The sequence below is a fragment of the Streptomyces sp. AK08-02 genome, assembly GCF_033795085.1.
Taxonomy (GTDB): Bacteria; Actinomycetota; Actinomycetes; order Streptomycetales; family Streptomycetaceae; genus Streptomyces; species Streptomyces echiniscabiei.
On sequence record NZ_JARAZV010000041.1, the window covers coordinates 1 to 12,071 of the forward strand.

The following is a 12,071-nucleotide window of genomic DNA, read 5'->3' on the forward strand; positions in this document are numbered from 1 at the left end:
ACGAGCTTCGCCGCCGAACCGGCAGGTGCGGTGTACGTGCCGTCACTGGCCTGCGTGAAGGCGAACTTCGCTCCGTCGTCCGCCTGGTAGGTCACCTTGTCGGTGGCGATCGTCAGCTTCGCATCGAAGGGCGTCGCCCAGCCGGGGCCCAACAGGCCGACCGCAGTGGAGTCGGAACGGTAGGTGCGCTCCAGGGATACCTGTTTGCCAACGCCGACCATCTGAGCGTCGGTGAGTTGCTCGAAGAACATGCCGGTGGCCGTGTTGACCGGGTCGGCGCGGTGGGCCTGCCCGTAGCAGGAGCAGATGCCGGCCTGGGCGCCGGGGATGTCAGGGGTGTAGAACGCCTCGACCAGCGGGGAGGTGGTGCCATTCGGACTCCACGTACCGTCCGAGCCCTTGAGCAAGACCTGGGCAAAATACTTCTTGCCGTCTTCGAGGTATCCGCCCAGCGCGGTCACCCCCCACCAGAAACATTCGTCATTACGGTCCGTCGAGGTCGTCCACCAGCCGTAACACCAGGCTCCGATGTCCGTTTGCGCCTTACCCGCTGGATCATCTGTGGCCTTGTTGATCTCCTTGGCGCGGACGACCGTTCCTGCCTCGTTCCGGATGATCAACACTAGTCCTGAATAGGATGAACCGGTGCCGGAGGAGAACTTCACGTACCCGCCGATGGTGAGACTGGCCGGAAACGCCAGGGCCAAGCTCGAAACCCATGCCGGATCAGCGGTTGCCGCCGCTGCGAGGGGCTGGCGCGTCTTGCTCCCCTCGGCGGTGAGGCGGCGCTCGATAGCGCCTTTGCCGGGTCTGGGGTGGGGCTTACCCACCGGCTTCCTGGTGGGTGAGTCTCTGTAGCCGCGCATGGGTGATAGCTCGTCCTGGGACTGCTTCACCTGTTTGCGCCGCTCCGCCAGCGTCATCGCCTTGGGCGGCTTCGGCAGGTCCGCCGCTGTCCGGCCCGCAGATGGGGCCTCAATCTGAGGAGCCGTCACCGGAGCGGCGGCGGGGCGGTTGGGGAGGGCGCCGGCCGGTACGGCACCCCCGATTGCTGTCAGGGCCAGGATCAGAACCGCGATGACTGATCTTCGTGCTCGTGTGCGCACTGCGTATCCCCGTGTTTCTGCTGTGAAGGGTGTGACGCAGTGATTCTTGGTCTGAGGCACCGGGGGCGAACCTGTTGGATGCGAGTTGGCTGAAAGCGTCGGAGGGCGATCGGTCCGCCATTGTGAATTGCCTGTTCAAATGGACGAGATACACCCAGCTCTATGCGAAATGGCGTGAACATGCCGATTCTTTGTGGCGGGTCATCTGAGTCCCCATAGACCTCGGATGGACCTGGACGGCGCCGAGGCGATGCCCGTCTTCGTCCTCGGCCCCCGCCGGAGCGCACCGTACGCGCGCCGCACCCGCCGCTCAGCCTGGGAAACCGCCGACGTGACCGAGCTGTCCGCCGCACGCGCCGCCGCCGTCACTGACTGGAGCCCTCTCGCTGGAAGCACGTACAGCAGCGAGCGGGACCTCGCAGACGCCTCGTTACGATCTGCCCGGCGTCGTCGCCGGGCAGATCAGCGGCGTGCGTGGGTGTTTGGTCGATGTCGGTTGCGGCAATGGCAAGTTCATCCAGCGGCTCTGCGACAGTCGGCCCGATTTGACCCTGCCCGGCCTGGATATCGCCCCTTGCATCCTCGCCGGTGTCCCCGGCCCGATCGCCGCGGCTGACGCCCCCGCCTGCCGCTGGCCGCTGAGAGCGCCGACGCCGCCCTGGCGCTGCACATCCCCTACCACGTCCCCGACATCGCCCAAGCGGTCCGGGAACTGTCTCGGGTCGTTGCCCGTGACGGGATGGTGATCGTCTCCACCAATGGCGACCGAGACAAGGCCGAACTCGACGACCTGTGGCAGCGCGCTGCGGGCGACGTTCTCGGCACCGGACGCCGCCCGGCGCGCATCTCGCTCAGCGCCCGCTTCTCCCTGGAGAAGGCCCCGAACTTCCTGCGGGAGGCGTTCGGCCGGGTGGAGACGGTCGAACTGCCCGGCACCATCACGGTCCACGATCCCGAGCCGGTCATCGCGCACATGGCCTCCTACCGGGCGTGGGCGGACCAGAACGACGTGCCGTTCGAGGCCAAGATCGAGCGGGCCCGCGCGATCCCTGTCGATCACATCGCCCAGCACGGGACCTTCGAGGTCACGTGTCTGGGCGGCATCCTTGTCTGCCACCGCTGAGAGCCGACTCCGCTATCGGTGACGGCTGCGCTCCGAAGGTCGATCGCTCAGCGTCGTGGGCGTGGGGAGCAGTGCGGGCGTAACGGGCGTGCCCGTGCGGGTGTTTCGCCTGCGGGCCGCCTGCGCTCGCCTGTTCGGTTGGGCGGTGATGCGCCAGTTGAGGACTTCGGCGGGGCGCTCGGCAGTGTCGAGTTCTCGCTGGGCGGCGACTTCGGCCAAGAGGTGTCGGGGGTTGTGGCCGGCGGTCTCGGCGCGAGCGAGGGTCGTGGTGAGGGCCGGCCAGGTGGGATCGGCGAGGACGCGGTCGGCGTGGTCGGGGAGGGCTGCGCGTAGGTCCTGCTCGAAGCGGTTGATGGTGGTGGCGCGTGGGGCGCGTCGGGTGAGATCCGCCAGGACCGGATGGGCTGCCTGCTGGTAACCGGCCTGGAGGTGGCGGAAGGCTTCTTCGGCCGCTGCGGCCTGCTGCTCGTGGCCGCGTTGCTCGTGCCACTTGGCGGCTGCGCGCGCCAGGTGGAGGGCGGCGAAGACCAGGGCAATGGCGACTCCGCCCGGATCGTGTGTGGCGTAGGCGAGTTCCTTGGCGGCTTCCCGCAGGGCGGTGGCGGCCTGATGGTCGGCCCGGACTGCCGAGCGGCGGGCGCGGTTGAACGCCCTTGCCGCAGCTTGCAGTTCGGCCTGGTGCGCGCCGTGGGTGGCCAGGGCCAGGTTGTGGAGTGTGTCGCCGAAGGCATCCAGGTGCCCCTGGTCCACGGCGTCGTTGCCCGAGTCGAGGAAGGCGTAGGCGTGGCGGATGGCGGTTTCGGCGCGATGCCACGGTTCGGCCGGGTCCGCCGCCGGTCGAGGGCGGTCGGCCACGTCCTGGGCGGGGAGGCGTTCGCACAGGCGGTCGTAGGACAGGTCGGGGGCGAGCTTCGAGCCGCCGTACCAGACCGGCTTGCCGCTGGTGGTGTCGCCGGGCGCGGCCAGGCTGTATCCGGTCACCTCGCCGGTCTCCGGGCCGATGCGCGGCCTGACCTGGATGCCGAGGGAGCGCAGTACGGTGAAGTACTCGTCGATGCTGTGTACGGCGGCGGCGACTGTGTATGCCTGCTCGCGCAGCCACTCCCGCGGGGGCTCTTCCAGGCCCTGGCGCTCGGCCTTGGCCCGCTCGGCTCCGGTGGGGGTGCGCGGGGCGCTGAGGTCGCCGGACTTCAGGCGGCGCAGCCCGAACTCGGTCTCGATCTTGCGGCATTCCCGTTGTGCCCGCCGGCCGTCTCGGTTCGTACGGGGGCGGCGGCCGTCGGCGCGGACGGTGGTGGCCATGATGTGGATGTGGTCGTCGGCGTGCCGGACCGCGATCCATCGGCACGCCCTTTCGTCGCCCTCGGGGGCAATGCCCGTTGCGGCCACGACGCGGCGGGCGACCTCGGCCCACTCGGCGTCGGTGAGGTAGCGGTCGCCGGGCGCGGTGCGTACTGGGCAGTGCCACACGTGTTGCGGCGGCTTCGTGCCGCCCAGTTCGCGGGTGCGCAGGTCGACGTGGTGGTCCAGGCGCCTGGCGAGCTGGGGGTAGGTGGCTTCGGGATCCCGGCCGGGGTCGGGGGCGCCGGTCATGTCCCAGGCAGCGACGATGTGAGGGTCGGTGTGTTCATCGCGCCGCCCTTTGCCGAAGAGGTAGTTGATCAGGCCCAGCGTGCTGGAACCGGTGGTGACGTCAGGCACCATGGTCGGCACCCTTCGCCAGGAGCTGGTCGATGAGGCGGTAGCTGGCCTCGGCCGCCTGCTCGACGTGGGTCAGCACCGCCTCGGCGTGGTCAGGAACAGTTCCTCGGTGGATGGCTCCGGTGATCTGGTTGAGGTTGTTGCCGACGCGGTTCAGCGCGACGGTGTGGGCCTCGATGGCCTCGATCAGCGGACGGGTGGGATCGTCCTCCGGGCTGCCGATCAGGCCGGCCTTGCCGAGGGCGACAGCGAGCGCGGCGTCGCCGACGAACCCGGCGAACTTCTGGCCACGCCGCTCGGCCTCCACGGCGATGATGCGGACTGCGGTCGGGGTGAAGCGGATCGTCTTCTCCTGGTCGCGCTTCTCGGTGGTGCGCTTGCGGTTCATGAGGGCAGGCAGCACCGGGGCGTCGGGCTCGCGCCAGGAGGGCTGCTCGACGGGGGAGCGGTCGTGGGCAGGCGGCTCGGCGCACGGTGCAACGGAGTTGGCGGTGAGCACGGCACTGGGTTCAGCCATCTCCTCTTCCGGCTCGGGCGCCCGCTGGCGCCCGGCCTCCTCCGCCACCCCTGGGGCGGGGGCAAGCGCGGACGAAGCCTCGTTAGAGGCTCGTTCGCTCCAGCTTGCTGCTGTTCGGCGGGCCAGGCCGAGCAGTCCCCTGCGGCGGCGGTTGTCGGTGCTGGTGTCGTGCATGCTGGTGCTCCAGTGGCGTGTGGGGTGGGGCTCTGTCACGTCCGTCGCATCCGTCGCAGGGCTGGTCAGGACAGGTACGGACACGGCCGCAGGTACGGAGTGATCCGTCTTGGCAAGGAGATCCGTCCCTGCGTTGACCTGCGCGGGGACGGACGCGACGGACTGATACGAACCCGGGGTGGGGTTAGCGGGCGCGCCTGGGGCCAGGGCTGTCGCCGGGCGGGCCGACGGGCAGCGAGCCCGCCGGGGCGGCGGGCGGCAGGGCCCGTCCCGGATGCGCGGGTGCCGACGCTGCCTCGGACGGATCGGGGCAGTAGCGGGCCCAGGCGTCGAGGAACCTGTTACGCATGTACGCCTTGGCCTGCCTGCCCTCTTCGAAGCGGTAGTTGGCGGGGCTGATGTCGAAGTCCCGCAGCAGGTTGGCCAGGTGGTAGGCGTTCAGGCCCTTGGTGCCGTATTCGGCCCACGGGGCCTCGGTGTCCTGGAGGAGGGCCGCCAGCAGGTCCTGAGTACGCAGGGCTTCCTTGTTGCGTTCCTGGTCGAAGACGCGGCGGATGTCGCGCAGCAGTCGCGTCTTCAGAGTCGTCTGCTCGTCCTGGGCGACCTCGTGCCGGGTCATCGCCAGGCAGGCCACGCGGGCCCGGGTGGGCCAGTGGCCGCCGGCCAGGTCGGCGACGATGACCAGCGGCTCCCAGGTGTCCGCGGCACGGTCCTCGACCGGCATCCTCGGTACCAGGCGGGCAGCGGTGCCCCGGAGCGGAGTCAGCCAGGCGGCCAGCCGGTCGCGCAGCGCGTTGAGTTCGGGCACGGAGTACCGCGAGCGGAACGGGGTGATCCGCTCGCCCGGCTTGCGCTTCTGCATGCGGAGTACGACCGCCCGGTCCATGATCGTGTCCGGCAGGTCGCCGATCCCGGCCAGCGCGGCCATGGCGAAGGTGGGGAACGCGGTCGGCTTGTGCTCCGGCCCGGAGATCCGCCAGGCGGGTCGGTTGCGCTGGTGTCCGGCGTTCAGCAGGCCGCGCAGGTCCTCCTTGTCGCCCGCCTTGGGGCCGAAGATGGTGTCGGCCTCGTCCACCAGCAGCGTGGGAGGGTTCTTGCCGATGACGCGGAAGACCACCGCCGGGGAGGTGTTCACCGTCATCATCGGCTGGTGCACGGTCTCGTGCAGCACGTCCAGGACACGGGACTTGCCGCACCCCTTGGTCGGCCCCACCACCGCCAGGCGCGGCGCGTGCTGGAGAGCAGGCTGGAGGTGAGAGGCCGCCACCCACAGCGTGACCGCGGTCAGCGCCTCCTCGCTCGGCAGCACCACGTACCGGCCGATCGCGGCACGCAGTCCGTCCAGCAGCACGGCTCCTTCGTCGATCGGCTTGCCGACACCCACACTGGCGCGGTCCCCGGTCCCCGATCCGCCGTCGGATACGGCGGTCCCCGAAAAGTCGTGGGGACCGCCGTCCCCACGACGGTCCCCAACTGCGGTCCCCGCGTCTGGAGTCCGGGGACCGGATCCGGGGACCGACTGACCGGAAATCATCGTGTGGTCAACGCTCGGAGCGGCGTCCGTCGCGCCCGGTGGCGAGATCTGAAGGCCGCCGACCTGCGTATGTTCCCCACCGGTGGATATCCGGTCCGTGACCGGAACGCTGGCCCCCAACGCGTCGCGGGACCGGTCCCCGACATCCGGCACCTGCGGATCAACAACGTCGTGCGCCTGGTCCCCGGTCCCCAAATCAGGGGACCCCGCGTCCGTCTGGTCTGCGACGCGCCAGGGGACACCCTGGCCGGGGACCGCGGCCTCGGGCCAGTTGGCTTTGGGGACCGTGTTCGGACTGGTGGTGGACGTAGAGCTCTCCATAGACGTTCCTCTCAGACGAGGGGCAGGACGGGCAAGGTCCAGCCCCTCGCCGGCTTGTTCGTTCAGGGATGGGCGAAGTGCGGGGGACTCTCCGGCCCTTGGCGTTGGCGCGCCGAGGGCCGTTTCCGTGTCCGGGGCTCTCGGCGGCTCAGGAGGCCAGACCCCACTCGCCCCGGCTGTCGTTCAGCGCGCGCTCGTAGCGCAGCAGCTCGGCCTCGGCGTACAGCACCCGCTTGCCGATCTTGATGCCGCGCGGGCCTTTCTCGATCTGGCGCCAGTAGCGGACGGTGCTCTCGGCTGTTCGGTAGCGCTCGGCGACCTCGGAGGTGGTCAGGTATCGCATGCATTCCCAATCGACTAGCTAGCGTTTCTATCTGCATAAAGTGTGCCCGACGATCGCCGGTTAACCAAATCGGATAGCGTGCGTTACAATCGGGATAGCGATGATCGTGATGGAGGTTCGATGGCAGGCGACAAGGTCGACGGTGGTGAGGTGCCGCTGCTCTACAGCGAGGGCAACATCGCCGCTCGCGTGGCGCTGGAGCGCGAGGTCAGGGGATGGAGCACGACGGAGCTGGCGGACCGGGTATCCAAGGCCGGCGTCAAGATGAATCAGACCGCGGTCTGGCGCATCGAGAACGGCACCCCGCGCCGCCGCATCAACGTCGACGAGGCGCTCGCCTTCGCCCGCGTCTTCGAACTGCCTCTCGAAGAGCTGATGACACCGCCGCTGGAAGGGCTGGATCTCGACAGCAGACGGCTCGTCCAGGAAGCCGTCGAGGCGTACTACGAGACACGCGACGCCGAAGACCGCCTGCACCACGCCGTCGTCGGCATCGCCGAGCACATTCAGGCCCACCCCGACAGCTCACGAGCCATCCATGAGCAGTGCCTTCGCCTGATGGGTGACGAGCGCGACGCGCGCACCCTCACCGAGCACATCGAAGGCGGCGGGTACTACCGATAACCAACCCAAGGGAGAAGCCACTTGGCCAACATTCAAAAGCGCCCCAACGGAAAATGGCGGGCCCGCTACCGCGACCTCGACGGCAAGGAGCACGCCCGCCATTTCGACCGCAAGGTCGACGCCCAGCGCTGGCTCGACGAGGTCACGGCCAGCGTGGTCACCGGCCTGTATGTCGACCCGCGCGCCGGCAAGATCTCATTCGAGAAGTACGCGACGAAGTGGGAGGGCGAGCAGATCGCCGGTGAGGCGGGCACCCGTATCACCGACAACGCCCTGCGGGTTCACCTGATACCCGCGCTCGGCTCGCACGCGATGGCGTCCCTGCGCCGCAGCCACATCCAGGCCCTCTTCAAGAAGCTCTCCGAGCAACTGGGCCCCGGCAGCGTACGCAACGTCTTCGACGTCCTCGTCCGTGTCATGACGGCGGCCGTCGAGGACAAGGTCATCGCTGTGACCCCCTGCAAGCAGATCACGCTCCCGTCCGTGCCCGATGAGGAGTTCACTCCGCCCACCGTCGCGCAGGTCGAGGCGATGCTCGGAGCGATGCCGCCGTACATCCGAACGGCGATCGTCGTCCTGGCCGGATCGGGCTTGCGGATAGGAGAGTTGCTCGGCCTCAAGGTCTCGGACATCGACTTCAAGAACGGCACGATCCGCGTCGAGCGCCAGCGCCTTCAGTCCGGCCTGGTCGGTCCGCCGAAGACCGGCAAGTCCCGGCGTACGGTGCCGGTCGGCGAGGTCGTTACAGACGCGATCCTCACACACCTCGCAGCGCGGCCCTCGAAGGACTGGCTGTTCACGATGGAGGAGGGCGAGCCCCTCAACTACCGCCGTTGGAAGACCGAATGGAACTGCGCCCGCAAGGCGCTCCAGGCGGCGGAGAACGAGGCAGCCGATCGCGCGGGGCGCAAGCCCGTCGAGCTGCCGCACATGGTGACTCATGACCTGCGCCACTTCTACGCTTCCGCCCTCATCGCCGGCGGAGCGAGCGTCAAGCAGGTCCAGCTGGTCCTCGGCCACGCGTCCGCCGTCATTACTCTGCGGATCTACGCGCACCTGTGGCCGGGCGAAGAAGACCGCACCCGCTCCGTCATGGACGCCGTTCTCGGCGGCCTGCGGACCGGGTGCGGACAGGTAGGCGATGCGACCCGCGAAACCGCAGGTCAGACGGCCTAGGCAAAGATCAAGCCTTCTTGGTCTCCCAGAAGATCTTGTCGATCTGGGCGATGTAGTCCAGCGCCTTCTGGCCCGTCGCCGGGTCCGTGGACGCCTTGGCGGCCGAGAGGGCCTTCAGGGCGTCGTTGACCAGCTGGTGCAGCTCCGGGTACTTCTCGAAGTGCGGAGGCTTGAAGTAGTCGCTCCACAGGACCGACACGTGGTGCTTGGCGAGCTCTGCGCGCTGCTCCTTGATGACGGTGGCGCGCGCCTGGAAGTGAGGGTCGTCGTTGGCGGCCATCTTGTCCTGCACGGCCTTCACCGACTCCGCCTCGATGCGGGCCTGGGCCGGGTCGTACACACCGCAGGGCAGGTCGCAGTGTGCGCTGACCTTGACCTTGGGGGCAAACAGGCGGGAAAGCATGGAGCGTTCCTTCCTCGTGATCGTCTTCTCAGGTTGGACATTACTCCTTGAGGGACGGGTTTTCGCGAGTGCCCCCATGGGCTTAGGACAAAAGTAGGGGGCCAGACTGGGACTGGTGGAGGATGGAACCGGGGAGGTGCCGGGATGCCGGAGCTGTCGCAGGAGAGCGAACACGGAAGCGAACGCGAGAGCGAGCGCGAGAGCGAGCACAGAGGGGCTGCGAAGCTCTTCGGGTGGGTCGCCGTGACCGGGCCGTCGATGGTGCCCACGCTGTATCACGGCGATTTCCTCGTGGTGCGGTACGGCGGCCGGGTCAGGGCCGGGGACATCGTCGTCCTGCGCCATCCGTTCCAGCAGGACCTCCTGGTCGTCAAACGGGCCGTGGAGCGCCGTGAGGGCGGCTGGTGGGTGCTGGGGGACAACTCCTTCGCCGGGGGCGACAGCACCGACTACGGCACCGTGCCCCACGAGCTGATCCTGGGCCGGGTCCGGTTCCGGTACCGGCCGCTCAAGCCCGGTCAGCGTTCGCCGCTGGCGCTGCTGCGCTGGGCCGTGTCGGCCGCCAGGCTCGTCTTCTCGGACCGGTCCGCCTCCAGCCGTTTGCGGGCGCGGTAGGCGGCCACGTTGGCCCGGGTCGCGCAACGGTCCGAGCAGTAGCGCCGGGAGCGGTTCGTCGAGGTGTCGAGATAGGCGTTCCGGCAGGGCGGCGCCTCGCACAGACCCAGCCGGTCCACCCCGTACTCGGTGAGGTGGAAGGCCAGGCCCATCGCGGCGATGGCCGCGTAGCCGGCCGTCGCGTTCGACGGATGGTCGGCGAGGTGCATGTGCCACAGCGGACGGCCGTCGTCGTCCCGGAAGTCGTGCCCCGAGATCTGCGGGCTCACCGGGAACTCCAGCAGGAGCGAGTTCAACAGGTCCACCGAGAGCGTCTCGTCGCCCGTGTCCGCCGCCTCGAAGACGGCGCGCAGCCGGGCCCGTACGGAGCGGAACCGGGTCACGTCGGCGTCGGTGGCGCGACGGCCGGCCTGCTGGTTGGCGCCGAACAGGCCGCGGACGGCGTCGATCGAGGTCAGCGAGTCCTTGCCGCGCGCCGGTTCCTCGGTGTTGACGAGACGCAAGGCGTAGTCCGAGTAATAGGCCAGTTCCACTTGTAGTCCTTACGGGGGCGCTCTATGGTCGTGGATGCGAGGAAGTAACAGCTGATATTGCTTCCAGGGTATTACGCATGTGTTCAGAAGCGGGCGAGTGAGCGGCTGACAAGAGGGGGTTTCCATGACCACCACCACCGGTACGAACGCCGAAACCGACTGGAATGCCTGGCAGACGAGCTGGGACCGGCAGCAGGAGTGGTACATGCCGGATCGCGAGGAACGGTTCCGGATCATGCTCGACATGGTCGAGGCCCTCGTCGGCCCCGCCCCACGCGTGCTCGACCTCGCGTGCGGCACGGGAAGTATCACGTCCCGGCTGCTCGACCGGTTCCCGCAGGCCACCAGCGTCGGCGTCGACCTCGACCCGGCCCTCCTCGCCATCGCCGAGGGCACCTTCGCGGGCGACGACCGCGTCACCCTCGTCACGGCCGACCTCAAGGACCCGCGGTGGACGAGCCGGCTGCCGTACGACTCGTACGACGCCGTCCTGACCGCCACCGCCCTGCACTGGCTGCACAGCGAACCCCTCGCGGACCTCTACGGGCGGATCGCGGAACTCGTCCGCGACGGCGGTCTCTTCATGAACGCGGACCACATGATCGACGACAGCACGCCCCGGATCAACGCGGCGGAGCGCGCCCTGCGCCACACCCGTATGGATCAGGCCAAACACGACGGAGTCGTCGACTGGGCCGAATGGTGGCAGCTGGCAGCCCAGGACCCCGCCCTCGCCGGACCGACCGCCCGCCGCTTCGAGATCTACGGCGAGCACGCGGACGGTGACATGCCCTCCGCCGAGTGGCACGCGCGCGTGCTGCGCGAGAAGGGGTTCGGAGAGGCGCGCCCGGTGTGGTGCTCCCCCTCGGACACGCTGCTGCTGGCGCTCAAGTAGCCCGGCAGGGAAGGTGGTTCAGGCAGTGCGGGAAATCCATATCGCCTTTTCCGTGTGCTGCCGCAGAGCGTGTCGTGCTGTACGGCGCAGAGGAGAGCTGGGCCTTTGAGTAGCTGTCAAGCGGCAATGTTCTGGATTTCTGGAAGAATTGGGGCGAGGTCAACAACCTTACGGAAACCCGCAACATCCAGAGGTAGGGCAGGTATCCAGCGCCACGCTCTACCTGAAGAGTGGCGATTCCATTCAGTTGGGCGACGCGCTCGGCTTCATGGGCGACAAGTCGCTGGGTAAGCCCTTGACTGCTGGCGAAAAGAAATGTTCTAGGGTCACACTGTACGCGGTGGTATGAGAATCTCGCGCCACCGCGCCCGTTTGGTCTGAAATGGTCAATTTCATGGGTGTTCGGGCATTCTTTGGGTGGCTGTTAAAAGGGCTTGCTTTTGCGTGGAGGTTGGTGATCGGATAGAGAAATCCGCACCCATGATGGGTTTGGAGAGGGGAGAGATTCGACGTGAAGTTTCGACCGCTGTCTTTAGTTGTCGCGCTGACCATCGCGGGGACTGGGACGCTGCTGACGGGAACTCCCGCGAATGCAGCTAGTCACAAGACGTGCGCCGTTGACCAGGGCGATGTCTACGACATCTGCTTCGATGCAGACGGGGACAAGTTCACTGTGAATGATCTTCGTAGCGACGGGAAGCGGGCCGTCGTGAAGTGGAAGGCCGTGGACGGTTCGGGTCGTGTCGGACAGTGTGCGGACACCGATGGCGCTTTTAATGCCCCGAAGGTGTGCGCCTATGATTTCAAGGAAGGCCCCAATACCTACGTCAGCTTCGCGGGATTTGTGCAGGACGGACCGCGCGGTGAGCCCGGCAACATCTCGATGACGTACCACGGTTACATCAGTCCCAGGGCCCCGGCGTTTGCCCGGATCGCCCCGGCCTGGGCCGGTTGATCATGCTGGCGGGCCCCGGAAGCAGATGAACACGGCACCTGTGGATCATGG

Annotated in this window: 13 protein-coding genes; 6 read left to right on the top strand and 7 right to left on the bottom strand. The window is 68.1% G+C overall.

Features of this window, described 5'->3' with window-relative positions; translation table 11 throughout:
- The coding region (locus tag PV734_RS45525) for a DUF6531 domain-containing protein (RefSeq protein ID WP_319295193.1) at nucleotides 1-1,106 on the bottom strand (1,106 nt) is incomplete at its 3' end.
- A 739-nt stretch (nucleotides 1,107-1,845) separates the two neighbouring features.
- On the opposite strand from PV734_RS45525, the gene PV734_RS45530 reads away from it, so the two are divergent.
- Nucleotides 1,846-2,229: a hypothetical protein gene (locus tag PV734_RS45530; protein ID WP_319098783.1), complete on the top strand. Its 384-nt coding sequence runs from the start codon at nucleotides 1,846-1,848 to the stop codon at nucleotides 2,227-2,229.
- 12 nt (nucleotides 2,230-2,241) lie between these two features.
- Here the strand turns inward: PV734_RS45530 and PV734_RS45535 are convergent, their stop codons facing one another.
- From PV734_RS45535 to PV734_RS45550, 4 genes are all read right to left on the bottom strand, one after another.
- Nucleotides 2,242-3,933 (bottom strand): relaxase/mobilization nuclease domain-containing protein, encoded by a 1,692-nt coding sequence (locus tag PV734_RS45535; RefSeq protein WP_319098782.1) that lies wholly within the window; start codon nucleotides 3,931-3,933, stop codon nucleotides 2,242-2,244.
- Nucleotides 3,923-4,621, bottom strand: coding sequence for a hypothetical protein (locus tag PV734_RS45540; protein ID WP_415924383.1), 699 nt, complete (start codon nucleotides 4,619-4,621; stop codon nucleotides 3,923-3,925). Before PV734_RS45540 ends, PV734_RS45535 begins: the two co-directional genes overlap by 11 nt.
- 184 nt (nucleotides 4,622-4,805) lie before the next feature.
- On the bottom strand, nucleotides 4,806-6,005 hold the full coding sequence (locus tag PV734_RS45545; protein ID WP_319098780.1) for a DUF3631 domain-containing protein: 1,200 nt from the start codon (nucleotides 6,003-6,005) through the stop codon (nucleotides 4,806-4,808).
- 619 nt (nucleotides 6,006-6,624) lie between these two features.
- On the bottom strand, nucleotides 6,625-6,819 hold the full coding sequence (locus PV734_RS45550) for a helix-turn-helix transcriptional regulator (protein WP_319098779.1): 195 nt from the start codon (nucleotides 6,817-6,819) through the stop codon (nucleotides 6,625-6,627).
- A 120-nt stretch (nucleotides 6,820-6,939) separates the two neighbouring features.
- On the opposite strand from PV734_RS45550, the gene PV734_RS45555 reads away from it, so the two are divergent.
- Entirely contained in the window at nucleotides 6,940-7,443 is a 504-nt protein-coding gene (locus PV734_RS45555; protein WP_319098778.1) for a helix-turn-helix transcriptional regulator, read from the top strand.
- A 21-nt stretch (nucleotides 7,444-7,464) separates the two neighbouring features.
- The gene (locus PV734_RS45560) at nucleotides 7,465-8,619 is read left to right on the top strand and encodes a site-specific integrase (protein ID WP_319098777.1); all 1,155 of its coding nucleotides are present in this window, start codon (nucleotides 7,465-7,467) and stop codon (nucleotides 8,617-8,619) included.
- A 7-nt stretch (nucleotides 8,620-8,626) separates the two neighbouring features.
- Here the strand turns inward: PV734_RS45560 and sodN are convergent, their stop codons facing one another.
- A complete protein-coding gene (gene sodN / locus PV734_RS45565) occupies nucleotides 8,627-9,022 on the bottom strand; it encodes a superoxide dismutase, Ni (protein ID WP_005480378.1) in 396 nt (131 codons plus the stop codon).
- Between the two features lie 144 nt (nucleotides 9,023-9,166).
- Here sodN and sodX point away from each other — a divergent pair, with 144 nt between their 5' ends.
- The gene (sodX, locus tag PV734_RS45570; RefSeq protein ID WP_319295195.1) at nucleotides 9,167-9,637 is read left to right on the top strand and encodes a nickel-type superoxide dismutase maturation protease; all 471 of its coding nucleotides are present in this window, start codon (nucleotides 9,167-9,169) and stop codon (nucleotides 9,635-9,637) included.
- On the opposite strand, the gene PV734_RS45575 is transcribed toward sodX, so the two are convergent.
- Nucleotides 9,541-10,170, bottom strand: a complete 630-nt coding sequence (locus PV734_RS45575; protein WP_319098775.1) for a CGNR zinc finger domain-containing protein — start codon at nucleotides 10,168-10,170, stop codon at nucleotides 9,541-9,543. The genes sodX and PV734_RS45575 overlap by 97 nt on opposite strands.
- 124 nt (nucleotides 10,171-10,294) lie before the next feature.
- On the opposite strand from PV734_RS45575, the gene PV734_RS45580 reads away from it, so the two are divergent.
- Nucleotides 10,295-11,065: a class I SAM-dependent methyltransferase gene (locus tag PV734_RS45580; protein WP_319098774.1), complete on the top strand. Its 771-nt coding sequence runs from the start codon at nucleotides 10,295-10,297 to the stop codon at nucleotides 11,063-11,065.
- A gap of 511 nt (nucleotides 11,066-11,576) precedes the next feature.
- The gene (locus PV734_RS45585) at nucleotides 11,577-12,020 is read left to right on the top strand and encodes a hypothetical protein (protein WP_319295197.1); all 444 of its coding nucleotides are present in this window, start codon (nucleotides 11,577-11,579) and stop codon (nucleotides 12,018-12,020) included.
- Nucleotides 12,021-12,071 lie beyond the last annotated feature (51 nt).

Bases quoted from the DNA above. Each gene is read 5' to 3' on its own strand.
- PV734_RS45530 (WP_319098783.1), top strand. From the start codon at position 1,846: ATGGTGATCGTCTCCACCAATGGCGACCGAGACAAGGCCGAACTCGAC.
- PV734_RS45535 (WP_319098782.1), bottom strand. From the start codon at position 3,933: ATGGTGCCTGACGTCACCACCGGTTCCAGCACGCTGGGCCTGATCAAC.
- PV734_RS45540 (WP_415924383.1), bottom strand. From the start codon at position 4,621: ATGCACGACACCAGCACCGACAACCGCCGCCGCAGGGGACTGCTCGGC.
- PV734_RS45550 (WP_319098779.1), bottom strand. From the start codon at position 6,819: ATGCGATACCTGACCACCTCCGAGGTCGCCGAGCGCTACCGAACAGCC.
- PV734_RS45555 (WP_319098778.1), top strand. From the start codon at position 6,940: ATGGCAGGCGACAAGGTCGACGGTGGTGAGGTGCCGCTGCTCTACAGC.
- sodN (WP_005480378.1), bottom strand. From the start codon at position 9,022: ATGCTTTCCCGCCTGTTTGCCCCCAAGGTCAAGGTCAGCGCACACTGC.
- sodX (WP_319295195.1), top strand. From the start codon at position 9,167: ATGCCGGAGCTGTCGCAGGAGAGCGAACACGGAAGCGAACGCGAGAGC.
- PV734_RS45580 (WP_319098774.1), top strand. From the start codon at position 10,295: ATGACCACCACCACCGGTACGAACGCCGAAACCGACTGGAATGCCTGG.